Source organism: Lysinibacillus sp. NPDC097231 (genome assembly GCF_044761885.1).
Taxonomy (GTDB): domain Bacteria; phylum Bacillota; class Bacilli; order Bacillales_A; family Planococcaceae; genus Lysinibacillus.
On the sequence record NZ_JBIWDH010000002.1, the window covers coordinates 82776 to 108958 of the forward strand.

Here is a 26183-nt window from a genome sequence, read left to right on the forward strand (position 1 = left end):
GCACGTTAATCAAAGGAGGAAATGAAAGTGGCTGAAATTAAAGTCCCTGAATTAGCAGAATCGATTACAGAAGGTAGTATCGCACAGTGGGTAAAAAAAGTGGGCGATCGCGTTGAAAAAGGTGAATTCATCGTTGAACTTGAAACAGATAAAGTAAACGCTGAAATCATTTCTGAAGAAGCGGGTGTTTTAACTCAAATTTTAGCTGAAGAAGGCGATACTGTCCTTGTAGGTCAAGTTATCGCAGTTGTAGAAGCTGGCGAAGGTGCAGCACCAGCTCCAGCAGCACCAGTTGAGGCAGCACCAGCACCTGCAGCGCCACAAGCAGCTCCTGCTCCAGTTGCAGCGGCTCCAGTTGTAGAAGAAACTTCTGGTGAGCGTGTAATCGCATCTCCAGCAGCACGTAAACTTGCTCGTGAAAAAGGTATTGACCTTGCTGCTGTATCTCCAGTAGACCCTCAAGGTCGTGTACGTGTACAAGACGTAGCAGCTCATGGTACAGCTCCAGTTGCAGCACCACAAGCGGCTCCAGCAGCACCTAAAGCAGTTGCAGCTGTTGACGAATCACGTGTGACAGTTGAAAAAATGAGCCGTCGTCGTCAAACAATTGCTAAACGTTTACTTGAAGTAAAACAATCTACAGCTATGTTAACAACATTTAACGAAGTAGATATGACAAATGTTATGGCTCTACGTTCTCGTAAAAAAGACCAATTCTTTGAGTCTACAGGTTCAAAACTTGGTTTCATGTCATTCTTCACAAAAGCTGTAGTGGCAGCACTTAAAAAATATCCATACGTTAACGCACAAATCGTTGGTGACGAAATTCACTTAAACAACTTCTTTGATATCGGTGTAGCTGTATCAACAGAAGAAGGTTTAGTGGTACCGGTTGTACGTGACGCTGACCGTAAAAACTTTGCTGAAATTGAAGATTCAATTGCTGATCTAGCGAAAAAAGCTCGCGACAAAAAATTAGGCTTAGCAGACCTTCAAGGTGGCTCATTCACAATTACAAATGGTGGGGTATTCGGTTCATTAATGTCTACACCTATCATGAATGGTACACAAGCAGGTATCCTAGGTATGCATTCAATCAAAAAACGTCCAGTTGAAGTAAATGGTGAAGTAGAAATTCGCCCAATGATGTACCTAGCTCTTTCTTATGACCACCGTATTATCGATGGTAAAGATTCTGTAGGCTTCCTTAAAACAGTTAAAGAACTACTTGAAAACCCAGAAGATTTATTATTAAATTCTTAATTCCAAAAACTTGTCAAACCCTGCGATTGCAGGGTTTTTTCTTTTGATGAAAAGAATTCTAATATAGCTTAGTCGAAGTACGGATATCGAAGTCGAGTCAGGCGGAAATAAGAGAGGAAATGACCGAAAGAACTGCTAAAGTGGCGGTTAGAGCCTCTGAAATGATGCGTAGAATTCAAACCGATGGATAGAACCTTAGAAATGACGGTTAGAAATGTCAAAGTGACGGATAGAACCACTGGAATGATGCATAGAATTGAAAGTGAAGGATAGAACCTTGGAGATGACCGAAAGAACTACTAAAGTGACGGATAGAGCCTCTGAAATGATGCTTGGAATTCAAAGAGATGGATAGAACCTTGGAGATGATCGATAGAAGAGCCAAAGTGAAGGATAGAACCATCAAACCAACGGATAGAAGGTCATAGCTTAAGAAGAAAAGTAGAAGGTGCAAAAGAAATTATCTTTACTGTTCAACAAGTTCTTTAGAATTACTAAAATAAACATAGATAATAATAATTTGCGTATTTCTTCTATAAATCTACAATTTACTGATCAACTTGCAAAAGTGAATACTGGATTTAAGAAGAATAAAATCCTAATATTGTCATTAGTCAGAAAAGTGATAAAACTATCTTGACGAATAAGAATGTTTTATAGTAGAATTTATTTATCAATTAAATAAACAAACCTCACAGTTGTTCTTTTGTGAGGTAGAGGCGCGGTATTTATTAGGTCATTGTTGAGTACAAGCAAGCGAAGACGCAATGAAGAAGGAAATATCGCCGAAGTATAAAAGGAGCTCGTACTTTTATGCTGGGTCTGCAGTGAATAAGTGCAGGACTGTCCTAGTAAGTTGCTTTCCAGGTTTACTAGGTTGTGCTATCTCGGAAAATGGAAGTAAAAGTGAGGATTTGGGCAACTGTCAATTAAAGGTAAAGACCTAAGTTCACGACTTAGGTCTTTTTTAGTACAGTTGTCTTATTTTTTTACAGAAAAGGGGAGTTTTTTATGAAAAGAAAATGGTTGTTATTGATGGTGACCGTAATGACTGCAATTATGCTAGCTGCTTGTGGTACTAGTGACAAAAAGGATTCGACTACTTCTGGTGATGCTGGTAAAGAAGAGAGTGGTGGGCAATTCCGTATCGGGATGGAGGCAGGTTATCCTCCTTTTAACTGGACACAGCAAAAGGATGAAAATGGCGCAGTAAAAATTGCTGATAATGCTGAATATGCAGGTGGCTATGATGTGCAAATGGCGAAAAAAATCGCTGAGGGCTTAGGTAAAGAATTAGTGATTGTAAAATTGGAATGGGATGGTTTAGTACCAGCACTGCAATCCAATAAAATCGATGCTATTATTGCTGGTATGTCACCTACTGAAGAACGTAAGAAAACAATTGATTTCACTGAAAACTACTATACTTCTGATTTTGTAATGGTTATAAAAAAGGGTAGCAAGTATGAAAAAGCAAAATCAATCCAAGATTTTTCAGGTGCTAAAATTACATCACAATTAAATACGTCTAACTACAATGTAATTGATCAAATTAAAGGTGTACAAAAACAAACAGCAATGGATAGCTTCCCAGCAATGCGTGTAGCCTTAGAAGCTGGAAAAATTGATGGCTATGTAGCAGAACGTCCAGAAGGTATTTCCGCAGCTGCTGCAAATGACAAATTCACGTATGTAGCGTTTGAAGAAGGCTTTGATACAGATATTTCAAATACATCTATCGCAGTTGGTTTACGTAAAGGTGATGCAAATCTTGAAAAAATCAATGAAATTCTAAAAGGCATTTCTGAAGATGATCGCCAAAAAATTATGGAAGAAGCGATTCATCAACAACCAGCAGCACAATAACATGAATGCACGGACTGCTTGCTAGTCCGTGCAATTCATTTCATTATTATTTAAAGCTTACAAAATAATGATAATGTCTTAGCTAAAAGTTTCATAAACTAAAAGAAACAAAGCGCCCATCGAAAACGGTAGTTGGCTAAGGCAAGTATGGAACAAACAAGCAACGCAACGTTGTTAGGAGGAACATCATGAGTCTTGATTGGATTATCTCTATTGTTGAGAATAACTGGCAAATGTTTTTACGAGGTACGTTTTATACGTTACTTATTTCGATTATTAGTACAATTATTGGTGCATTCATCGGATTTTTTATCGGAATTATGCATACCATTCCGGTTCGTAAAAAGGGTGTAAAATTCTATAGCTTAAAGCTCATTAATTTTATACTAAAATGCTATGTTGAATTTTTCCGTGGTACACCAATGATTGTACAAGCGATGGTTGTCTATTACGGATTAGATATAGCATTCGGAATTGATATGAACTTTATTACAGCCGGTATTTTAGTTGTATCACTGAATACGGGCGCTTATATGGCAGAAATTGTACGAGGTGGGATTGTTTCAATTGATAAAGGACAGTATGAAGCCGCTTCAGCCATTGGTATGAACCATTTCCAAATTATGTTACATGTTGTATTACCACAAGTTGCACGAAATGTATTGCCTGCAACAGGAAATCAATTAATTATGAACATTAAAGATACAGCGGTTTTAAATGTGATCGGAGTGACGGAATTATACTTCCAAACAAAATCGATTGCAGGGAATAATTTCCGTTATTTCGAATCATTCTTTGTGGCTTGTATCCTTTACTTCATCATGACATTTACAGCATCAAGAATCCTATTATATGTTGAAAAACGATTGGATGGACCAGATGCCTATCAAAAAGAACAGAAAGAAGCACTATAGGGGGACGAGCAAATGACAGTGATTAAAATCGAACATTTAAGTAAATCATTTGGTCAAAACCAAGTGTTAAAGGATGTAAATTTCAAAGTAGAAAAGGGTGAGGTTGTCTGCTTAATCGGCTCCTCAGGTTCTGGCAAATCAACGTTGCTGCGTTGCATTAATTTACTAGAAACGCCAAGCGGTGGCCGAATTATCTACAAAGGTGAAAATATTTTAAATGACAAGCATAATATTCAAGAATATCGTACGCATTTAGGTATGGTATTCCAGCAATTTAACTTATTCAACAATCATAATGTGTTAAATAATTGTACGGTTGGTCAAATTAAAGTACTAAAGCGTTCAAAGGCAGATGCCGAAAAAAAAGCTTTGGAATTTTTAAAGATTGTTGGCATGGATCAATACGTGAATGCCAAACCAAGACAGCTATCCGGTGGACAAAAGCAGCGTGTAGCTATCGCACGTGCATTATCAATGAGTCCAGATGTGATGCTGTTTGATGAACCTACGTCAGCTCTTGACCCAGAAATGGTTGGAGAAGTGTTGAAGGTTATGCGTCAGCTAGCGGATGCAGGGAATACGATGTTAATTGTTACACATGAAATGGAATTTGCTAAAGAAGTGGCAGATCGTGTGGTCTTTATGGATAAAGGGGTTATTGTAGAAGAGGGACCACCATCACAGGTTTTAGTAAACCCTCAGCATGACCGAACAAAAGAGTTTTTAAAACGTACATTAAAATAAGCTTAAAGCGCAGTTAAACAAAAAAGTGAGTCCAAATTAATGGGCTCACTTATTTTCTAGAATTCCATTCTGCATATAAAACAAAGCAAATTGCAAATGCTACGGCAACGATAAAAAACCATTGCGGTACACCACCAAAGCTCATCATAACACCTCAATTTTTTAAAATTCTTTCAGCATTAATCAGTGTAGGATAAGATAATCCCCAATGATTAAGATACACTTTATGATTAAAAACGGACTTTTAAGGAGAAAATATGATCTTCTTTGGTTTTTTTCTCCACAAAAGTTCTAAAATATTATAAAATAAATATTAGACATTAGCTTTGTGCTAGTAAAGAGAGGTAGAGAAATTATGTTACATTTAAAATGGAAAGATGCACCGACACTACGCACAGTCACTTGTAAGCATACAAATGCATCAAAATATTTAGTATCAAACGTATTAACAGTAGGGAAACAATATGAAGTGAAAAATGAAACAGAAGAGTTCATTTTTATTATCGATAACACTGGTAATATTGGTGGCTACTATAAAGATTATTTCGAATAAGCTTAATAAAATCAATTTCTCCTTGGCGTAATTGCGTCCGGAGGCTTTATTTTCATTCAGTAGGTTTGAATGAAAATAAAAGGGTGGTTCAGACAATTTCTGAGCCACCCTTTGTTCGTAGAAATCCAAATCAGTTCCTTTTGTATCCCTTTAATTCAGCGACATCTTGTAAATGCTGTTTTTCCTGTTCTGAAGCTGTATGCAGGGCAAAGACGTCCTGAATAGCCGTCTTAAGCTCATGTTGTGTTTCTCTAAACTTTGATACTTGCTGTTCAAAGGAAGGGCTCGTAAATCGATCATTTGTACGAGATAATCGCTCCTCTAGCTGTGCATAGTGTTGGTCCATATTCATGGATAACATCATGGCTAATTGATTTTTCCAAAGAGGAATAAGTGTCACAATTGAAAATTCAATTTTTTCAGCCAGTGTTTGATTTGCTTGCTGAATCATGCGTATTTGTGGTGCTGTTTGTAAAGCCACCTGTTGAGATACTTGTAAATCATAAATACGCTGATCTAGACGTTCAATTTGAGCAGCAAAATCATTGAGCTGTTGGACTGCAAGAGGTTGCTGCGATGTCTGAACACTAGTTACCTTTGCCGGAAGCTCCACTTCAATAGCTTGCTGTTTTTTCATTTGTCCTGCTGCAATAGCAGTTGCTAATTCCTCAAAGAATCCTCTATTTTGGCCGTAAAGTTCTTCAAGCATTTCAACATCTTTCATCATTTGTAGCTGGGCACGTTCAAGCTGAACACCAATCCGTTCTACTTGGATACTAATCCGTTCGAACTCCGTTAATGTTTGCTTAAGAGGGCGCTCTGTTTTACCAAACATTTTTTTGAAAAAAGACTGCTTTTTTGGCTCTAAGGCATTAGGGTCTACACGGTCTAATGTTTGCATTAATGAATCTAACATTTGACCAATTTTAGTAACATCTTTTTGCTTTACTTGTGCTAGCATGCGATCCGCAAATTGAGAAAGAGCGCGCTGGGAATCGTGTCCCAATGAAAGCACGGATTCGAAGTTTGCCAAGTCAATTTGACTAGCATTTAGAAGAGCACGACTTTGTGCAAGAGGCGATAGCGTTTCATACGTCGCCATCGCCTCGTTCGTTGTCGTTTCTAAATAAGATTCGACAAGGGGGGAAATACCTTGAATTGTATTTAGTTGAAATGCGTGATTATTTCCTGTCACTTATCATCGCCTCGCCATTCCAATTGTTCTCTTCGTCTGTTATTGGAACGATTCGCGAATTCGATTTCCATTTGAAGGTGATCGATATCAGTAGAAAGCGCATCCTTTAAATCACTTTGAATCGTATCATTTAAGTCTGTAAGTGTTTCTCGTGTTTTTGATAATGTCACTTGAATTTCCTTATCCTTCACAGGCTGCTTCGAAAGCATCGAATATTTATCCGTTAATTCGACAGCAGAAGGTAGATGCGCGTAAAAAAATTGTTCAACATTATAAAACTTTCGTGGATCTGTCTTCACAACTTTCACGATATTTTTTGAAATACGTGTCATTTCGAGTAGTTGCTTAAATGCTGATACAGAGCGTACTCGTAAATAGTTTTGGCTTAAAGTTTGAATGTTTTTATTAGCTGTTTTCACTTGGGTTTCAATAAGTTTATATTCTTCTTTTGTGATACCTGCTATTTGCATAACTTTCTTTTTCTGTCTATGTCTCAGCAACGCTGTACTCGTTGCGTATGTTCCAGCAAACAATAAACCACCAAGGAAGAATCCTGGATTTGCCGCAATTGCTGCGATAGAAACAGTTGTTAGAGAAATAAAGAAGCTAGCGGTATGTCTAGAGAAAAACTGTCCGACACTAAGCATTGTTTCTTCCTCCTTGCTTTTCAATATGTCTATCTTCTTATACGAAATAATCGACATAAAGTTTCAATGAAAAAATAAACCTTACATAAATTTTACTTCTATTTGTTAACTTTCACAATGATAATACATAGGAATAAGAAATTTCTTACCAGTTTTATGATGAAGATGAAAAACAATACAATATAAGTGGGAGATCAACTGCCCGTAAAAGCCCGATTGAGGCCGACACGATGTTGGTCACACAAGCGTTTCCGCAGGATGGGGAGTACTTAGCTTGTGTTCCTCTACAACAATCAGTGAGGATGAGGAAAACCCCCACTGATAGAAGTTTTACGATTTATAATCGGGGAATTTTTGTGGCGCATCGCCTTTTTAGTAACATGTGTCCTAAAACGATCTTGTACTTCTTTCAATCAAACATAAATCATGTGGATAGATACATCTTTATTTTGGTCTAATTCTTATAAAAAAAACTGTCTTTTTACTTTTTGAATACATTCGGGCAAAAATTAAAGAAAGCACATTACTATATTATGTATTAAATGGAAGGTGGTATTTTATTGTTTAAAAATTCTTTGTTTAGTATTGGTTTTTGTTGTAATACTAGTAGCCTGTTCTAAAAAGGAATTACGATAAAAATATGTCTGATTAAAGAGATGCTTGTAAAAATATCTTACCAGTAAAGGTACACCTTGAAAGAGAAGGCATCCACGAATGGTGGTATGGGTGCCTTCAAATTTCACATAAGTTTTCAATAATAACAGAAATCACGAATAAACTAATCTAATCATTTAATCCTTTTCCATCGAGAATTTGCTTCATATATTTTTCAATCCGTGATACTCGAGTTTTGGATTGTTTAGGTTGAGAAAAATATAGAATGTATGCTCTTTGTCGTCCTGGCGTCAATTCTTCAAAAGCCGTTTTTAAGGCAGGGGTTTCATCGAATTTATTTTCAAGCTCTTCAGGAATTATGATTTCTGTATTCTTTTTAAAATTCACTTCCAAGCCAGCTTTTTCAACTTCAACAGCTTGATGAATATAGTCTTTCAAGATGTTTTCCATTGCAATTATTTCTTGAACATTGGTGAACCGAATTTGACGTGCAGCCTGTACATTTTCCGTTTGTTGGACTAGAATCTTGTGGGTATCCTTTAACAATGCTCCTTTGTGGAACAAAAGTGCACAATAATCTTTAAATCCATGTATTAAAACAATGTTTTTTTTCTCTAAAGTGTAACAAGGATGCATCCATTTAAAATCTTCGGAAAGCTCACAGTCAAGAACGATTCTTCTTAACTCTTGATATTCTTCCTGCCACTTTTTTGCCTTGCCTAAAAATTCATCAACCTTTGGATTCATTCTACTATTTGTCATAAGGAACACCCCTCTATTATCAATTTCTCCAATTGGTTTATAATAAAACATTACTTGCTGTCATGTCTAGACTTAAATCCAAGGAAAGTGATGCAAGGAACAATAAGCATAATGAACAATTTAGAAATGTCATTGGCATTAACCAAAGCGGAAGTGTCTTAAATGAGCCAACGCTTGCATACAGTGTTTGGAAGCATATATTTGAAAGGATGTTAGGATAAATGAAAGTTACAGTTAAAGAATGGCGTGTAATGTCTGATCACAATAAACAATTACTTTTAAATGCGGTAGCAACTAAATAAAACATAGATGAAAAGGGGAATGATACATGCAGCAACAAACACAACACATTTTAAGAACAGTCGCACACGAGAATAGTAGCAACGCATATATTTTATCTGTACAGATGATTCATTAGAGGTTATAAAAGGTACTGTAGCTAAGAGGGGAAGAAAGAGAGCAATTAGAGAGAAATAATAAAGCATTTAAATAATTATTTGCACTTGCTACGGCAGGTGTTTTTTTGTGGAATGTAAAATAAAAAGGACTGGGAAGTTAACCCCAATCCTATTTAAACTTGCCACCAGCAACGTCATTTTAGATAAACCGTGTTCATTAATTATAGGCAATAGCCAAAAAACTTGATAAACCTCGGTCTTACAACTCTTCAAAAATAAAGGAGCCGGACTATACAATGTCCGAATCCATTCGTACATACCCCTTTAATTCATCATATAGCTCCAATGTAAATGAGTTGGAATCTGCTTGTGGGCTAACCCCTTTTTGAACAAATACGAGAAATTCTTCTATTGCTTTTTTTGATCCTTCTACTTCGACTTCAATTTGTTCTTGAGCATTTAGCTTACAATAACCCTTTAATCCTAATTCAATTGCTTTTTGTTTTATGAAAAAACGGTAGCCCGTTCCATAAACATCGCCAAAAAACTTAATCAGCGCTCGTTTGTTCACGCTAAAAACCTCCTATTAGATAAGAAGGGGATTGAGCCCCCCCTGATTAGTGCATCACTCGTTCTTTTTCTAAATAAGAAATTAAGTTATTGATATAGTAGAGAACCTTCTTAGAAGCTTCGTCTACCTCTTTTAAATGAATTTCAGCTTGTTGAATATTACCAGCTCTGTGCGCCTCTGCTGCATATTTTGCCGATTCATGAACACGTAAATGATAAGCGTCTAAATCACGATAATCTTGTAAGTGTCCGAAACGTTCTACAGTGCGTTCAGAAGTATACCATTTACCAAGACGACAATCTTTGTGGGAAGAAACATCATTTGGCTCTACTTTTTCAAGGCCGAGGAACATATTATAAATTCGCCATTTCCATAGAATATGATCTGCCTTCGATAGTTGTAAGAGTGCTATGGACGATAGATTAACATTATTATTGTCAATAATATCATTGCGGAAACGATTAATTTCTATCCCTAATACGTGAATGTCACTAGACGTATTATGGCTATAGTCGCGAATATCATCTTGAAGGCTAGAGATTTCAATCATTCTTGCAGAAACCTCATCGATTGCTGCTGCCTGTTCCTGTGAAATTGCAGCTGTATTTGTGACATCAACATTAATACCTTCAATTGCACTAACAATGGCGTTTAATAATGGTAATGATTCTTTAGCCTCCACTGTTGCATCTTTAATAATAGCTGTCGTTTCAGTAATGGAGCTTGAGACTTCATTCGAATAGCTTTTTAAATGATGCACATTTGTAGATACCTCACTAAGTGCCGACACGGTTCCTTCAGCAAGCTTACGAACTTCTTGTGCAACTACTGCAAAGCCCTTACCATGTTCACCCGCACGTGCTGCCTCAATGGAAGCATTCAATGCAAGTAAATTTGTTTGATCGGCAATTTGGTTGATTAAGGTTACGACATGTTCAATATCATTGACACGCTTTTGTAATTCTGAAAAAGACTCAACAATCGTTGTAAACGTTTCTTCTGTTTTAAAGATTTCAGTTAGTGCATGTTCAATGGCATTTTTTCCTTTAACAGCGTGATCTACAGACTCTGTTGTTTTCTCAGAAATTTGAGAGGACATACGTGCCACCTCGTTAATAGAAGCGGCAATTTCTTCAGTTGCTGCGGTAGAGGATTGGATTTCTTCATTCTGTTTATCTAAACTAAATACTAAATCTTTCATGTACATGATTTTAGCATTGACGTCCATTAATGAAGAAATTTCACCTACAACATTTTCAATAATGCGCTCCGTCAACACTTCAATGAGTAATTCCTGATCGACATTGACAGCAGCTTGGAAAGATTTCATGTATTCAAAGGCTTTATAAGGTTTTAAACCAAAATTATGTAATATGTATGTAGTAATATAAAAGGAAAATTGATTGAATACAACAATTAGCTTACCAGGCTCGTACTGATGTTCTCGCAATAAATTGAAAAATTTAACGGTTTCATCCACATATTCATCGTCACGAGTAGCTAAGAAAAATTGAGTTAAGTATCGATTAATATTTTCTTCACTAATCATTAGCTGAGAGGAGGGTGAGATTTCACTTAAATAATGATGGAAAATGTAATTCATGGAAGGCGTGATTTCTTTTAATTTATTGTAGAGAGCTTTTAAATTCTCTTCATCTTGAGAATTGAAATTGTTAAATGCTAGTGTTTTATTGAAGCGGCCAGTTGCATTTAAATTTGTACCACGCTTTAATAATTCCTCGAGTTCAGCCTTAGGTCTAATACTTGAAAACATAAAAAAAACCTCCCAAAAGTAATGAATAATAAGGTAATAATAGCATATTTCGGGGTGTTTTAATAGACATTTCAGATGTGTTTGCTAAAATGAAAATATCTTATGACAGCAGGGATGGGCAAATTATGTATACAATCATTTACATGAAAGCGGATTACGAGCCTTGGTGGAAATTTGAAGGCTGGGAAGCTTTTATTCAAACAAGTGAAACATTTGAAACGGAAGAGCTATTTGAGTTGGCATTACAACGAAAATTGGATCATTTTCGATTAACATATGAAAATGAAGCAACAAAAGAAGGGAAATATTGGGCCTTTTGGTCAGAGCATGAAAGCTTTTACTGTGAAGGATGTGATGATGATGCACAAGTATATCACGGTATTATGGCATTAAAGTCAGAAGAGATGAGGTAATTTTATAAAAAAAACAATTTTCTTTATTTGACAAAATTATGAATGGTGGTTATACTTAGGTTAACAATTTAATTGCTTCACCGGAAACATGAATTCACATATTACAAAAAGTGATCGCGTTAGTTCGGTACTCTTTGTAATATGTGAATTTTTTTCATACGCTGAAGAAATTACATATTGTTCACTTTTATTTTTTGGAGGTTTTCTTAAATGAAACAAGGTACAGTAAAATGGTTTAACTCAGAAAAAGGTTTTGGATTCATCGAAGTTGAAGGTGAAAACGACGTATTCGTACACTTCTCAGCTATCCAAGGCGAAGGTTTCAAAACTCTTGACGAAGGTCAAAAAGTGGAATTCGAAGTTGTAGATGGCAACCGCGGACCACAAGCTGCTAACGTAACTAAACTTTAATTCTCAGTAATTAAAATTACTTTCGTTAAACTTAAGGCATCCTATTGATATAGGATGTCTTTTTTTGCATTCTTTCAACGTTAAGGGTTTTGATAATTATATTATGTAAACAAGTTTGAAGCTACTTGTGACAAGCAGCTTCAGTTGTTGTCACAATAACTGTGCTATTGTAATAGATGTTGTAACACTTGAACCGGTATAAACAAACCGACACGACCATATGGATCTTTTTTCATCGTTGCAAAGACGATTCCGATAACCTCACCATCAGCATTTATGACAGGACTCCCACTATTTCCTCGATAAACAGGGGCCTTCATCATCATTACGGGTTCCTGCCAATCATCTAGATATGTTGATTCAAGTAGGGTACCTTCATTAGCAATGCCCGTAAAGGCTAGCGGATTGCCAATAAAATAGACATGCTCATTTTTGCTATAGCTAGGATTTTCGGCGAGGGGGAGGGACGGTAACTTGTCAGCAGTTACTTTCAACAATGCTAAATCAACATCTGGATAGTTTTGCAGTAACTCCGCTTCCATTAAGCCTTCCTCAGGAAAAATGACTAAAAATTTATCAGCATTTTCTACAACATGCGCATTCGTTACAACAAGACCATCTGGAGAAATAGCAAAGCCTGTACCTTTACTAGAACCCGTAGATACTTCTACAACAGCCTTCTTATAGGTTTTGATATCTTCTTGCGCCGATAACTTAGTAGATACCTTCAAAAATTCAATAGCAGGAATGGTATAAATTTGAAAGATAAGAGCAAATGTATTCAAAAATAACACAAATGCCATACTCCAGACAACCCATTTGACAATCGGTTTTTGTTTTTTTGGCTTTTTACCACGCTGGCGTTCTTCCTGTTCTTGCGCTAACGCTTTTTGCTGTTCAGCAAGGACAAGCTCGATCAATTCTTCTTCTGTCAGTTCTTCTTCAGTTGATGACCTATGTATATCATTCATCAAAACTCCCTCCTTACCTAAAATGAAAAAACGCCGACCCTGTGTTCCAAACCCTATCTACTATTTTCTCTCATTATACTCGGTGTTCCTAGGTTATACGAATGTTAGGAAAACCAGTTTTCTAGAAAGCTAATCTTCTTATTAGTTGCATCGACACGTACACGTAGACCAATAGGCATGGCATGGAGAGGGTGTGTGTGGCAGCAATCGACATCAGCGATAATTGGAATAGCACAATCATCGAGCTGCTCTAGCAACACATCATAAGGCTTTCTCCCAGTGCCTAAATCATCGTATTGTTCATGCTTTCCTAAAATAATTGCGGAAGCTTTGTCCAAAATACCGTGCAATTTTAGCATGGCAAAGTTTTTCTCAACAACTGCAATTGTTTTAGATGTATCTTCAAGAAGTAAAATATCTCCTTCTTTGATTTGAGGGAAGTAAGGTGTTCCAATAAAGCCGTACATCGTATTTAGATTTCCACCGATTAGACGCCCTTCAGCTATCCCAGGGTGTACCGTTATCCATGAATTATCATGCTGTGTTTTTTCAGAAGTCTTTTCTAACCAATTTAGTCGGTCATCTGTCCAAATTGGTGGGATTGGCATGTCATAGGGAATCGATAATGAATGTAAAAACAAATCTTTAAAATATTGCTCTGTATAATGGACAAATGGAGGAAATTCACCAAATGTAGAAGCTACAGAAGGTCCATAAAAAACAGGAACGCCAGTCTTTGCATACATGGCAAGAAGTATGGCGGTAACATCAGACAACCCTACGAGTATTTTGGGGTTGTGCTTTAGGGCTTGGTAATCTAGATAGGGAAGCATACTATTGGCGTTCGTACCACCCATTGTCGGTAAGATCATTTTGATTTGGGGATCACGAAGAAGGGCATTAAGCTCCTGAGCTCGTTCTTTAGGTGTCCCTGAGCGGTAAAAATCCTCTTTGCCAGTTAAAGACCCTTCTTTTATGGTAAAGCCTAGCGCTTGTAGACGTTCCTTGCCTCGTTCATAGCGAGCTTTTGCTGTCACCGTAGCTGGTTTGGAGGGCGAGTAAATGCCAATTGTATCGCCTTTTTTTAATGGGGAAAACATAAAATACCTCTTTCTATTTAAATTATTTCAGCGGTTGTCCAAAACATCCGCTGAAATAATTTAAAGCCTCCGGCGGATGTCACGGAATCGGAAAGGAGTTCTTTGTGCAAGCACAAACCCGATTCCGGACTCAATTATGCCAAGGAATAATTGATCATCAGACAAAGCTATTATACATGATTTTACAATTTTATGAGGGGATACTTGAACTTTAGCATTGCGGTGTAAAAGTGACTAAAAAATATTGTTATATTAGATTATAAAATAATAATATTATGTAAACTTAAGAGCAGAAACTTGTAAGAGAGTTGAGAATTTACTATGATAGAAATGAAATTACCAAAAATGGGGGGTATTCTTATGTATCGACAAGTGAATGATTTTTTACATGAGTGGACAGCTGCATCTCAAGGGACGCTTCAAGTATTGAAGGCAGTAACGGATGAAAAGCTAGGACAAAGCATCGTGGAAGGCCACAGTACACTTGGCTGGTTAGGCTGGCATTTAGTTGGGGCTGCTGGATATTTTAGTTTTTTAGCAGGTTTAAAAGTGCCGATGATTCGTCAAGAAGATCCTATTCCAGCTACGGCTGCTGAGATTGTAGCAGCTTACGAAAAAGTAGTAAATGGCGTGAAAGAAGAAGTAGCAAAGCTATCCGACGAGGATTTAGCGGAGGAAGTAAAGGGCTTTGTAGGTCCAATACAAAGAGGCGCATTATTACGTGCCATGATCGATCATCAAACACATCATCGAGGACAAATGACAGTGCTCCTACGTCAAGCAGATTTACCAGTACCAGGCGTAATGGGTCCTACGAAGGAAATGCAAAAATAAACAAAAAATAATCTGACAGTTGCTTTATAAGTAAAGAAAGTTAGAATCTACAAGGCACCCATAAGAATTAAATCCATACAAAATAACAGGGTTCTCCTTTTTAATAGGAGAACCCTGTTGTTATTAGCTTAAACCTTGGCTATCTTTCCATTCAAGGAATTCATCATAAGTTAATAGTTTATCTAAAATTGTGCCGTCTTCACGGATTTCGATGACACGGTTCGCAATTGTTTGGATGAACTGATGGTCATGAGATGTGAAGAGCATTGCACCTTTGAAGCGCATTAGTCCTTCGTTTAGTGCCTGAATAGATTCAAGGTCAAGGTGGTTCGTTGGTTCATCAAGTAAAATAACGTTTGCTGTTGCAAGCATCATTTTAGAAAGCATACAACGTACTTTTTCTCCTCCTGATAGTACAGAAGGGGATTTTTTTACTTCCTCACCAGAGAATAGCATACGACCTAAGAAGCCGCGTAAAAAGCTTTCTGTTTCATCATCAGGAGAATATTGGCGTAACCATTCCACTAATGATTTCTCTGAACCTTCGAAGTATTTATCGTGATCATTTTCAAAGTAGCTTTGAGATGTTGTTACGCCCCATTTGAACGTACCAGCATCTGCTTTTCTTTCGTCCATTAGGATATCAAGAAGAGCCGTTTTTGCCATTGGATTACCAAGTAAAATGATTTTATCTTCTTTGTTCATTGAAAAGCGAATATCTTTAAATAGTGTTTCGCCTTCATTGCTTGCTGTAAGGCCATCCACTGTTAACACATCATTACCGATTTCACGTCCAGTTTGGAAGTTGATGAATGGATATTTACGGCTAGAAGGTTTAATGTCGTCAAGCTCGATTTTATCCAGCATTTTTTTACGAGAAGTCGCTTGGCTAGATTTCGAAGCGTTCGCAGAGAAACGAGCAACGAATGCTTGTAGTTCTTTAATCTTTTCTTCTTTCTTCTTGTTTTGGTCTGCCATCATTTTTTGTGCTAATTGGCTAGACTCATACCAGAAGTCATAGTTCCCAACATATAATTGGATTTTTGAGAAATCAAGGTCAGCAATATGTGTACATACTTTGTTTAAGAAGTGACGGTCATGGGATACGACAATAACCGTATTTTCAAAGTTAATTAAGAATTCTTCTAACCATTGGATTGCCTTTAAGTCAAGGTGGTTGGTAGGCTCATCTAGTAATAGAACGTCAGGTTTACCAAATAGAGCTTGTGCTAATAATACTTTGACTTTGTCAGAACCTTCAAGGTCAGCCATTAGCATATAGTGAAGCTCATCGCCAATCCCTAATCCGTTTAATAATGTTGCTGCTTCTGAGTCAGCTTCCCAACCATTTAGGTCAGCGAATTCACCTTCTAATTCAGCAGCACGCATGCCATCTTCATCAGAAAAGTCTTCTTTTGCGTAGATAGCGTCTTTTTCAGCTTTTACTTCCCAAAGACGTTTGTTCCCCATAACAACTGTATCTAATACATTGAATTCATCGTATTCAAAGTGGTTTTGTTTAAGGACAGATAAGCGTTCGTCCTTACCCATTGATACGTGGCCTTCCTGGGCTTCGATTTCACCAGAAAGAATTTTTAAAAATGTTGATTTACCGGCACCATTTGCCCCGATTAAACCGTAGCAATTCCCTGGTGTGAATTTTATATTTACGTCTTCAAATAGTTTACGATCGCCATAGCGAAGACCTACATTACTTACTTGAATCATGCAAGTTCCTCCTTTTTTCACAATGGCACTAGTATATCATGAAATATGTTCCATAGTCTATAAACATTATTAAACCAACGTTTATCGTATTTAAAGTATTGATTAGCCAGGACTCCTTTAACAGCTACTTATATACTGAAACTGAATAAAGATACAGACGCCGTTTCCATCTTTTCTATAGGTGTAATTTTTCGAGAGAAAGAGGATAGTATCTTTGGTTAATTTTTTACCATAAGAAAACAATTACAAAGACCTACAATATTTTGATAGGTTCCATTTGCTTCAATACTACATTATCGACTAGAATGGTTCTATATCTGTTTTTTGTTTTAGGTTATACATACATCTTTATCGTTTCTTGTGTGCTTAATGCATTTGAATTCTTAAAGTGAAATTCTGCAATTGCAGCCCCTGCACTTCACCTCTACAAATGCCGGTATAGGTAACTGTCAGTAGAAGGTTATCATTCATAATATTTTTGTGCCGCATCGTTCGGAAATGATATCACTTGTTCGGACGATAGAAAATGAAACCCACATTTTGAACTTATCACGCTGAGTTCTTCATGTTAAAGAGGGATTCGTTCAGCTGCATGAATAACTATTTTGAATATCGGAACTGAAGCGACCTTCTAGGTTTGCTACGAACCCACGTTAATGTATCAATTCATCAAGCTAATGTGAAATCGTTAATAAATGTAACAAAAACCATGTTCAACTCGTCTTTTAAAGGTGAACATGTTAGTATAACAAGAGATTCAGATGGGAATTTTATCTATTGGAGGTATGTTATGGGTAAGGGCTTGCTGTGGTCAGCCATTTTAATAGTAGTAATTGTACTAGGAATAGGAAGCTATTATCTAATTTCAGAAATTAGAAGTGAGATGGCCTATAAAAAACTTGTGGAAAACTTTGAAAAGCCAATTCCTATAAAAAACATAGATGAAGAATATGATGTGATTGTTATTGGCGGAGAGCCAGAAGGAGTTGCGGCGGCAGTATCAGCAGCTCGTAATGGGGCTAAAACACTGCTAGTAGAAAATCGTGAGGATTTAGGAGGGCTATTTACGTATGGAATGCTAAATTTCCTTGATATACCTCGAAATGACGATAAAAGATCAGTCAGTATGGGCATTTTTAAAGAATGGCACGAGCTGGTAAAAGGCAAAGATGCATTTGGCATTTTAGGTGCTAAGGCGGCCTTTAAAAAGCTTGTCGATGACGAACCAAATTTAACGCTTTCTGTACAAACGGAAGTCATGAATGCCAATGTTGATAATCATCAACTAACATCTGTGAAATTAAAAAATAAATATGGTACGTATGTTGTGAAAGGTAAGGCATTCATTGATGCAACACAGGATGCTGAATTTGCTGCAATGTCAAAAGTCCCTTTTTTCATGGGTGGAGAAGATATTGGCATAAAGGATAAAAGAATGGCTGTTACGTTAATGATTCATTTGAAAAATGTTGATTGGGATAAAGTGAAGACAGCAGCAAACTCTAATACTTTCGGTGGTGCTCACTTAAATGATTCAGTTATGTGGGGGTTTACAAAGCTTCATGATGACTACAAGCCTGTGGAAGAAGGTACGAGATTACGAGGCTTGAATTTAGCAAAAGTAGATGATGAATATTACATTAATGCTTTACAAATTTTCCACATAGATGGCTTGAATAAACACTCGAAACAGGAAGCAATCGATAAAGGAAAGAAAGAGACAGAACATATTTTACGTTATTTAAAAGAGCAGTTTCCTGGCTTTGAAAATGCTGAGATTGTGAGCTATCCAGAGGAACTATATGTCAGAGAAACAAGACATATTTGGGCAGAGTACCAATTACCGATGTCCGATGTTTGGAAGAATAGCGATCACTGGGATAGTATTGGCTTAGGTGCTTACCCGGTTGATGTTCAAGCACAAACACCTCATGATTATGGATATGTAATTTCGGCTCCAAAGCAATACGCCATTCCTTTCCGTTCGTTAGTACCTAAAGAAATCGATGGCTTGCTCGTGGTGGGACGTTCTGCAGGTTATTCATCGCTCGCAGCAGGCAGTGTACGTGTGGTTCCAACGGGTATGGTGACAGGAGAAGCGGCAGGAGCAGCTGCAGTATTAGCTATTAAACACGATGTGAGCTTTAGAGAAATGAGCAAGAACAAAAAGCTCATCAATACCTTAAGAGAAAATTTAAAAAAACAAGGGGCTTTTGTGGATCAATTTTCTGTGGATTATCCATATAAAGATGAATGGTATGATAAATCGATTCAAACATTAATCAATTACGGACTCGTTGTTGGTGGTTACTCCAATGACTTATTCGTTGAAGATAAGGCAACAAAGATTAAATTCGCGAAAATGCTAAAAGAGGGCATTCTACGTGCCTACCCAGAAAAGACGAAAGAACTGGGAGATAAGCTGGATACCGTTATCTATAAAGTAGCTAATAAGGAAAAGGATCCGATCACAAGAGATGAAGTTGCAGATTTCTTGACGGAAGTACTTATAGGCAAGTCAAGTACAAATAGCTGGGATTTATTGATTGAAAAAGGTATTATCAGTGGAAAATTAGCGCAAAGAATTTCAGAAAATAAGGAACTACAATTAAAAGAGATGTATGCCATCATGGCTGAGGTCATTCATTATGCAGAAAAGGAACATTCTCACTCGTGAGGAATGTTCCCTGGCAATATCATATAGGTTCGAAATAAAGTTTAAAATAAACGATAGAAACTCCACTTTGAAAAAATTCAAAATGGAGTTTTTTCTTTAAGTACAAATTTTATAATCTTGCTTACATTTATGTGTCTTATTACAAAGAAATTTACCAGTATGTCGGCAGGCTTTTTTGTTACGCCACAGTAGGGGAAGGTAATCGAATCAAAGTACAGCTAAACCTTGCGACCCAAAGTAAGGAAGCAAGCTGCTTAATGTATATGCTCTCTTTGTTATGTAAATCCTTAAAATGGATGTAAATGGTATGTAAGAAAAAAGACCTGTTGACTTAAATAGGGGACTACTGTAAAATGTTTCAAAATTAAGGATAAATTCGATGAAAAAGAGAGTAGTTTATGGAGCAACTGGAAAGCGAGTTAGGGGCGGTGTGAGCCTAATACAGGAACCATAAATGAAACGCACTTTGGAGAAGATTCTCGAATTAGTAGTAGAGAATATCGGGGAGTCACCTCGTTAGCAATGGAAAGTGGTCATTTGATATGGCAACTAGAGTGGTACCACGGGATAACTATGCTCTCGTCTCTATTTTTTAGAGACGGGAGCTTTTTTATTATTAATAAAATAGAAGAAAGGAAGATAAGAGATGAACATAAATGAACAAATAGCTAAAAGTATTGCTGTTGCATTAGATAATCAGCTGACAGAAACAGAAGTTGTACATTTATTAGAAAAACCGAAAAATTTGGAGCTAGGGGATGTAGCTTTTCTATGCTTTACCCTTGCAAAAAAATTGAGAAAATCGCCTCACATTATTGCTACAGAGATAAAAGACAATGTGGAATGTAATTACATTCAGGATGTTCAAGTTGTTGGTGGATACGTCAATCTATTTTTACATCAGTCCATCATTACACAACAGGTGCTTAACAAAATATCAACAGAACAACATTTATACGGGAGCCAGCAGCAATCGAAGGGAAATATCGTTTTTGATTTTTCTTCCCCTAACATCGCCAAGCCTTTTTCCATGGGGCATTTACGTTCTACAGTGATCGGCAATGCTTTAGCAAATATTGCCGAGAAAAATGGCTATAAAGCAATTCGCATAAATCATTTAGGGGACTGGGGAACACAATTTGGTAAATTAATTGTTGCCTATAGACGATGGGGAGATCAACAAACGATTAAAGCTGCACCAATCGCGGAATTATTAAAAATTTATGTGAAATTCCATGAAGAAGCAGAGAAAGACGATTCACTTAATGATTTGGCACGTGCCGCCTTTAAAGCATTAGAGAATGGTGACGAGGAGGCGCTAGCTCTATGGCAATGGTTTAGAAATGCATCATTAGAAGAATTCAAGATCATTTATCAGTTGCTTGGAATTGACTTTGATTCATTCGATGGGGAAGCCTTCTACAATGATAAAATGGCCGCGGTTGTGAAAGAGTTAGAAGACAAGGAGCTACTTGTAAAATCTAAAGGGGCTTATGTTGTGGAAATCGACAATATGCCTCCATGTTTAATGACTAAAACAGATGGTGCTACGCTCTACGCGACTCGTGATTTAGCGGCTGCTTTTTATCGTCAACAGCAATATAACCCAAAAAAGATATTTTATGTTGTGGGTAATGAACAATCTCTTCATTTTAAGCAACTATTTCACGTTATAGAGAAAATGGGCTATGATTGGGCAACAGACTTACAGCATGTGCCTTTTGGGATGATTCTTAAAGACGGTAAAAAAATGTCCACTCGTAAGGGGAAAATTGTTTTATTAGGGGAGGTGCTGACTGAAGCGATTGCTACGGCGAAGCGCAATATTGAGGAAAAAAACCCAACGCTAGGGAAAAAAGATAGTGTAGCCCATCAAGTTGGTGTAGGAGCGGTTATTTTTAATGATTTAAAAAATGATCGTCTACATGATATTGAATTTTCAATTGAGCAAATGATGAATTTTGAGGGAGAAACTGGCCCATATATTCAATATACTCATGCTCGAATCACATCTCTTTTAGAAAAAGGCAATGTAAAAAGTCACGAGGTATCTTTTGACAAATTAGGTGAGCAAGCATGGCCAGTTATTTTATTACTAGAACAGTTTCCGAAAGTGGTTACCAATGCATTTGAGCAAGCAGAACCATCACAAATTGCCAGATACTCCTTACATGTAGCTCGTTTATTTAACAAATATTATGCTCACAATAAAGTTTTAGCAGATGAAGCGCTACAACAATCACGTTTAGCATTTTGCCAATGTGTAGCCATTATTTTAAAAGAATCATTAGCATTATTAGGGATTGAAGCGCCAGAAAGTATGTAGGATCTCACAACGCATCTACTTCATCGAGGTAGATGTGTTATCTTCATTCAGTAGGTGTTTGAACACCCACTGAATGAAGATAAAGCCTCCGGCGGATGTCACGGATTTTGAAAGGAATTAATAAAAGGATGTTAGCCTAAACCCTTCGCATCCTGCGAAAACGGCTAACTGACCTGCATCGTGCAGGCCTGAGCACAATTCAAAATCAGGACGCAATTACGCCAAGGCGAAATTGATTTAAAAATAAATTTCCTTTTTAATAATAATATTTTGAATGTTGATTATAAGTCATTTTTCATAGCAAAGCTAAAAAAGAATTCCTTTTTATAGGTATAACGAATTGCATAAAAGAGGTTTGTCGTATTTTTATAGTATATGATTTAAAATAATATTATTATGTAAACTTGAAACGTAGGAAAACCTTGTTTATGATAGAAAAGAAAAGATGTTAAAAGAAAGTTTTGGTGAACGTATGCGGAGAAAGATGCTCATTCTTGGAGCAACAGCCTTCCTATTAACAGGCTGTGGTAATCAAACAGTGGCAGAGATGCTTCATATCAAAAAATCCGAGGTGAAATCAGAAAAGGTAGTGACGAAGCAGGAGGAAAAAATTGTACCAGAGGTAAAAGTAATAGGCGAGATTGGAACTGGTGCAGGTATCATCGTTAAAAAAGAAGATGCTAAGCTTTATATTGTGACCAATGGTGCGCTTGTGGCGTCAAAACCAACTGCTCTCGTACAATTTAATAATGATAAGCTCGTGGAAGCAAATGTGCATTATATGTCTACAGCCCATAATATCGCCATTTTACAGGTTGCATCCAAAGCATCAGCAATGGTACCGACCGTATATAGTGGGGAATTAGATCAGCTAGCTGTGTATGTCGATGGCTTACCGAACATTATAAAAAAATACAGTGACAGGATAGCGGCCTATTACATAGATGTTGAACAAGCTTTACCTTTAGGGAGCCCTGTTATGGAAGCGGACAATGGTGAATTTGTGGGCATTTATTTTAATCGTCAGCAAAAAGGCGTTACACAGCCATACATATTGCCATTTACAGAGATTGCACCGTTATTGGATGAATGGATTGAAAATGGTATGAAGCCAAGTGATCGATTATCTCAATCAAAAAATTTGTATCCTTATATCGAACAGGGTGATAAAGAAGCAGTTCAGCAAGCTATTGAAAAATATGGTAAGAATGTTTTTGCCTATAATACCGATGAAATAAAGATATTTTTAGATACATTTCATAAGCATTTAAAAGCAGCGGTTGCGATACAGGATGCTAGTGTGATGAAACCTATAGTAGGCGCAGACGATTTGCAAAGTACGCTAGATAGTATGATTGCTTACTATGCCTCCAAACATGCAAAAATTCATTTTTCTGATACGACGATTAAAAATATCGAAATGAAAGGACAAAATATAATTGTTCATGCAAAAACGGAGTATGTACTAACAAATTCTGCCGGTCAGCAGGCACTTGCCAACTCTATGATGATTTATGAAATAAATAAAAATGAACAGGGCGAGTATAAGCTTATTCGCCTAACTGAGGAGTGAAACATTGGATGCAGCAAGCAAGACAAATGCTACAACATCATTTTGGCTATGATTCATTTCGTAATGGACAGGCACAGATTATTGAACAAACATTACGAGGTCAATCAAGCCTTTGTGTGATGCCAACTGGCGGTGGAAAATCCATTTGCTATCAAATTCCAGCCTTGATGCTAGATGGCCTCACAGTTGTTATATCCCCACTCATTTCTCTAATGCAAGACCAAGTGGAAGCATTACGTGCGGCAAATATTCCGGCTGCCTATATAAATAGTACCTTATCTGTGCAAGAAGTGAATGAGACGATGCAGCTTGCGAGTGCAGGTTATTTAAAATTGCTTTATATAGCCCCAGAGCGATTAGAGAGTGCATCGTTTTTACAGGCGCTATCCTATTTAACAGTACCATTACTTGCTGTGGATGAGGCACACTGTATATCACAGTGGGGACATGATTTCAGACCAAGCTACCGCGCCATTCAAAAATTATTTACATTATGGCCCGAAAAACCAACTGTTTTAGCGCTTACTGCAACAGCGACACCAGCTGTTTGTGAGGATATTAGACAATTATTAGATATTGAAGAGCATTCTACTGTGATTACAGGTTTTTCGCGCGACAATTTAGCCTTTTCCGTATTAATTGGTGAAAACAAAGAACGTTACATTAAAAATTATTTAGTGAAAAACAAAAATGAAGCTGGTATTATTTATGCAGCAACACGAAAGGCTGTTGACGCTATCTATGAGCTGTTAAGTCGCTCGGGCGAATCAGTAGCCAAATACCATGCGGGACTACCAGAGAACATGAGAATGACCGAGCAGGAGCGCTTTTTAAAAGATGAGGCGCGCATCATGGTGGCCACCAATGCATTTGGGATGGGCATTGATAAAAGTAATGTGCGCTTTGTGATTCACTATCAAATGCCGCGCAATATGGAGAGCTATTATCAGGAGGCAGGGCGTGCAGGACGCGATGGGTTACCGAGTGCATGTATATTGCTTTATGCATCAGGGGATGTCCAGACACAACGCTTTTTAATTGAACAGACGCAGGACGAGGGTCGCATTGCACAAGAATTAGCAAAGCTACAAACAATGGTTGATTATTGCCATACAGAGGGCTGCTTACAAAATGCGATTTTAGTCTATTTTGGCGAAGAAGCAGGGGCGTCTTGTGGTCGTTGTGGTAATTGTAATGATGGACGAGAAACGAAAGATGTAACTGTCGATGCTCAAAAGGTACTGGCGTGTGTTGTGCGAATGGGACAAAAATTCGGTAAGACGATGGTTGCTCAGGTGCTAATTGGTTCCAAAAATCAAAAGATCGCTGAGTTTGGTTTTGCGCGGCTATCAACTTACGGCATTTTAAAGGGCAAATATTCGTCTAAGGATGTCTCCAACTTTATTGAATTTTTAATTGCAGAGGGTTTATTAGCCGTTAAGCATGGCACGTTTCCGACCATCTATGTATCAGAGGGAGGCAAAGAGCTGCTACTTGGGAATCGAACAGTCATGCGAAAAGAAGCTGTTACGGTGCGTAAACTTGTAGAAAATGACCCATTGTTTGAACACTTACGTCTATTGCGTAAAGAGATTGCAGATGAAGAGCAGGTACCACCATTTGTTGTATTCTCTGATAAAACATTACGTGATTTATGTGACAAAAAACCAGCGCAACTTGAGGGATTACGACAAATTAGTGGGATTGGTGAAGTAAAATTCGAAAAATACGGCAAGCGATTCTTCGATGCTCTTCAGTCTTTTTCGGAAACACCATCTAACAGTTAATTCAATAAGATAAAGGAAAAAGTACGTGCTTAATTCAAGAGAATTAGGCACTTTTTTCATTGGCAAAGCATTTTGATTAGAGAATAAAACGAATGCTATTATGTCAAAAATAAAAATTGACTAGACACTATTTGGTGTCTTATAATAAGGACACTGTTTGGTGTCCTATTTGTAAGGGAGGGCGATTTTGAACGAGAAAAATCAAGAGCGTGATGTATATGCGGCTATTGCTGATCCAACAAGACGTGAATTGCTACGTTTGTTGGCAGAGGCCGACGAATTACCTCTTCATGAGTTAACGGCCCAATTTCAAATGGGTCGAACTGCAGTTTCTAAGCATTTAGCTATCCTTAAAGATGCTGATCTTGTCATTGCTCGTAAGGTTGGTAGAGAAACAAGGTATCGGTTGAATGCCAATCCGTTAAAAGAAATTCAAGATTGGGTATCCTATTACGAAGGATTTTGGAAAGAAAGAATGGTTAAATTAAATCTTATATTGGAGGAAAAAAAATGAAAGCAGATGTATCTTTAGATTTTCAATTTACAAGTTCAATCGAACAGGTGTGGAATGCATTAACGGATTCGGATACCCTTGAAAAATGGATATGGAAAAATGACTTTAAACCAATCGTAGGGCATATTTTTCAATTCCGAGCAGAGCCAAATGAATGGTGGGATGGTATTGTAAATTGCGAGGTGCTTGAAGTAAACGAGCCTCATACATTATCTTACACTTGGTCAAGTGCAGGTGAAACCACTACTGTTACATGGACTTTGACAAAAGGTTCAGATGGTACTACTCATCTACATCTCGATCAAACTGGATTCAGCGAAGCAACAAAAGCCCGCCAAGGAGCAATCGAGGGAGCTAAATATGCTTGGACGAACATGGCTACTCAGCTCGAAACAGTGTTAGCATAACTATTGAAAATTATTTCTTCATTTTCTAATGATATCCTGTTTTTAAGCGAAGGTTTAACTAGAAATTGTAATATTCGGCGCTTTTCGGAACACGAAAAGCGTCATTTTTAATGGCCAGTGTAGGTTCAAAACTACATTTA

General features: G+C 37.3%; 22 protein-coding genes, 1 riboswitch and 1 other annotated feature. Of the genes, 14 read left to right on the top strand and 8 right to left on the bottom strand.

All coding sequences use genetic code 11. From position 1 onward, the window contains the following. Positions 1 to 27: 27 nt before the first annotated feature. The 5 genes from odhB to ACIQXF_RS02210 all read left to right on the top strand — a co-directional run bounded on the left by odhB (position 28) and on the right by ACIQXF_RS02210 (position 5340). Positions 28 to 1263 carry a 2-oxoglutarate dehydrogenase complex dihydrolipoyllysine-residue succinyltransferase gene (gene odhB, locus ACIQXF_RS02190; protein ID WP_402778516.1) on the top strand — a complete coding sequence of 412 codons (1236 nt, stop codon included), beginning with the start codon at positions 28 to 30 and terminating at the stop codon, positions 1261 to 1263. Between the two features lie 706 nt (positions 1264 to 1969). Next, positions 1970 to 2156, top strand: a riboswitch (Lysine riboswitch). Positions 2157 to 2274: 118 nt separating this feature from the next. After that, positions 2275 to 3129 carry a transporter substrate-binding domain-containing protein gene (locus ACIQXF_RS02195; RefSeq protein WP_402778518.1) on the top strand — a complete coding sequence of 285 codons (855 nt, stop codon included), beginning with the start codon at positions 2275 to 2277 and terminating at the stop codon, positions 3127 to 3129. Between the two features lie 188 nt (positions 3130 to 3317). Beyond that, positions 3318 to 4043, top strand: coding sequence for an amino acid ABC transporter permease (locus ACIQXF_RS02200; RefSeq protein ID WP_402778521.1), 726 nt, complete (start codon positions 3318 to 3320; stop codon positions 4041 to 4043). A 12-nt stretch (positions 4044 to 4055) separates the two neighbouring features. Then, positions 4056 to 4787, top strand: a complete 732-nt coding sequence (locus tag ACIQXF_RS02205) for an amino acid ABC transporter ATP-binding protein (protein ID WP_402778524.1) — start codon at positions 4056 to 4058, stop codon at positions 4785 to 4787. Positions 4788 to 5142: 355 nt separating this feature from the next. Then, on the top strand, positions 5143 to 5340 hold the full coding sequence (locus ACIQXF_RS02210; protein ID WP_402778526.1) for a DUF6501 family protein: 198 nt from the start codon (positions 5143 to 5145) through the stop codon (positions 5338 to 5340). Between the two features lie 130 nt (positions 5341 to 5470). Here ACIQXF_RS02210 and ACIQXF_RS02215 read toward each other — a convergent pair whose 3' ends face one another. The 5 genes from ACIQXF_RS02215 to ACIQXF_RS02235 all read right to left on the bottom strand — a co-directional run bounded on the left by ACIQXF_RS02215 (position 5471) and on the right by ACIQXF_RS02235 (position 11302). After that, the gene (locus ACIQXF_RS02215; RefSeq protein ID WP_402778528.1) at positions 5471 to 6535 is read right to left on the bottom strand and encodes a toxic anion resistance protein; all 1065 of its coding nucleotides are present in this window, start codon (positions 6533 to 6535) and stop codon (positions 5471 to 5473) included. Continuing rightward, the gene (locus ACIQXF_RS02220; protein ID WP_402778530.1) at positions 6532 to 7182 is read right to left on the bottom strand and encodes a 5-bromo-4-chloroindolyl phosphate hydrolysis family protein; all 651 of its coding nucleotides are present in this window, start codon (positions 7180 to 7182) and stop codon (positions 6532 to 6534) included. Before ACIQXF_RS02220 ends, ACIQXF_RS02215 begins: the two co-directional genes overlap by 4 nt. A 783-nt stretch (positions 7183 to 7965) precedes the next feature. After that, positions 7966 to 8559, bottom strand: a complete 594-nt coding sequence (locus tag ACIQXF_RS02225; protein WP_402778532.1) for a YdeI/OmpD-associated family protein — start codon at positions 8557 to 8559, stop codon at positions 7966 to 7968. A gap of 687 nt (positions 8560 to 9246) precedes the next feature. Further along, entirely contained in the window at positions 9247 to 9528 is a 282-nt protein-coding gene (locus tag ACIQXF_RS02230; RefSeq protein WP_402778535.1) for an acylphosphatase, read from the bottom strand. Between the two features lie 46 nt (positions 9529 to 9574). Continuing rightward, on the bottom strand, positions 9575 to 11302 hold the full coding sequence (locus ACIQXF_RS02235) for a methyl-accepting chemotaxis protein (RefSeq protein WP_402778538.1): 1728 nt from the start codon (positions 11300 to 11302) through the stop codon (positions 9575 to 9577). A gap of 89 nt (positions 11303 to 11391) precedes the next feature. Between ACIQXF_RS02235 and ACIQXF_RS02240 the strand changes: the two genes are divergently transcribed. Then, positions 11392 to 11715 (top strand): DUF1033 family protein, encoded by a 324-nt coding sequence (locus ACIQXF_RS02240; protein WP_402778541.1) that lies wholly within the window; start codon positions 11392 to 11394, stop codon positions 11713 to 11715. Positions 11716 to 11925: 210 nt separating this feature from the next. Beyond that, the gene (locus tag ACIQXF_RS02245; RefSeq protein ID WP_004230088.1) at positions 11926 to 12126 is read left to right on the top strand and encodes a cold-shock protein; all 201 of its coding nucleotides are present in this window, start codon (positions 11926 to 11928) and stop codon (positions 12124 to 12126) included. Positions 12127 to 12290: 164 nt separating this feature from the next. Here ACIQXF_RS02245 and ACIQXF_RS02250 read toward each other — a convergent pair whose 3' ends face one another. Together ACIQXF_RS02250 and ACIQXF_RS02255 are read right to left on the bottom strand one after the other, a co-directional pair. Continuing rightward, on the bottom strand, positions 12291 to 13097 hold the full coding sequence (locus ACIQXF_RS02250; protein ID WP_402778544.1) for a S1C family serine protease: 807 nt from the start codon (positions 13095 to 13097) through the stop codon (positions 12291 to 12293). Positions 13098 to 13201: 104 nt separating this feature from the next. Next, positions 13202 to 14197, bottom strand: coding sequence for a S66 family peptidase (locus ACIQXF_RS02255; protein ID WP_402778547.1), 996 nt, complete (start codon positions 14195 to 14197; stop codon positions 13202 to 13204). Positions 14198 to 14557: 360 nt separating this feature from the next. On the opposite strand from ACIQXF_RS02255, the gene ACIQXF_RS02260 reads away from it, so the two are divergent. Beyond that, on the top strand, positions 14558 to 15031 hold the full coding sequence (locus ACIQXF_RS02260) for a DinB family protein (protein WP_402778549.1): 474 nt from the start codon (positions 14558 to 14560) through the stop codon (positions 15029 to 15031). A 123-nt stretch (positions 15032 to 15154) separates the two neighbouring features. On the opposite strand, the gene ACIQXF_RS02265 is transcribed toward ACIQXF_RS02260, so the two are convergent. Beyond that, on the bottom strand, positions 15155 to 16759 hold the full coding sequence (locus ACIQXF_RS02265) for an ABC-F family ATP-binding cassette domain-containing protein (RefSeq protein WP_402778552.1): 1605 nt from the start codon (positions 16757 to 16759) through the stop codon (positions 15155 to 15157). Between the two features lie 790 nt (positions 16760 to 17549). On the opposite strand from ACIQXF_RS02265, the gene ACIQXF_RS02270 reads away from it, so the two are divergent. The 6 genes from ACIQXF_RS02270 (at position 17550) to ACIQXF_RS02295 (ending at position 26043) form a co-directional block, all read left to right on the top strand. Beyond that, the gene (locus tag ACIQXF_RS02270) at positions 17550 to 19436 is read left to right on the top strand and encodes an FAD-dependent oxidoreductase (RefSeq protein WP_402778554.1); all 1887 of its coding nucleotides are present in this window, start codon (positions 17550 to 17552) and stop codon (positions 19434 to 19436) included. Between the two features lie 370 nt (positions 19437 to 19806). Then, positions 19807 to 20026, top strand: a binding site (T-box leader). A 56-nt stretch (positions 20027 to 20082) separates the two neighbouring features. Beyond that, on the top strand, positions 20083 to 21762 hold the full coding sequence (gene argS / locus ACIQXF_RS02275) for an arginine--tRNA ligase (protein ID WP_402778557.1): 1680 nt from the start codon (positions 20083 to 20085) through the stop codon (positions 21760 to 21762). Positions 21763 to 22207: 445 nt separating this feature from the next. Then, positions 22208 to 23335: a TcaA NTF2-like domain-containing protein gene (locus ACIQXF_RS02280; RefSeq protein ID WP_402778560.1), complete on the top strand. Its 1128-nt coding sequence runs from the start codon at positions 22208 to 22210 to the stop codon at positions 23333 to 23335. 8 nt (positions 23336 to 23343) lie between these two features. Beyond that, positions 23344 to 25122: a DNA helicase RecQ gene (gene recQ, locus ACIQXF_RS02285; protein ID WP_402778563.1), complete on the top strand. Its 1779-nt coding sequence runs from the start codon at positions 23344 to 23346 to the stop codon at positions 25120 to 25122. 187 nt (positions 25123 to 25309) lie between these two features. Beyond that, the gene (locus ACIQXF_RS02290; protein WP_402778566.1) at positions 25310 to 25636 is read left to right on the top strand and encodes an ArsR/SmtB family transcription factor; all 327 of its coding nucleotides are present in this window, start codon (positions 25310 to 25312) and stop codon (positions 25634 to 25636) included. Next, entirely contained in the window at positions 25633 to 26043 is a 411-nt protein-coding gene (locus ACIQXF_RS02295; protein ID WP_402778569.1) for an SRPBCC family protein, read from the top strand. The genes ACIQXF_RS02290 and ACIQXF_RS02295 overlap by 4 nt, the downstream gene beginning before the upstream one ends. Positions 26044 to 26183: the final 140 nt, after the last annotated feature.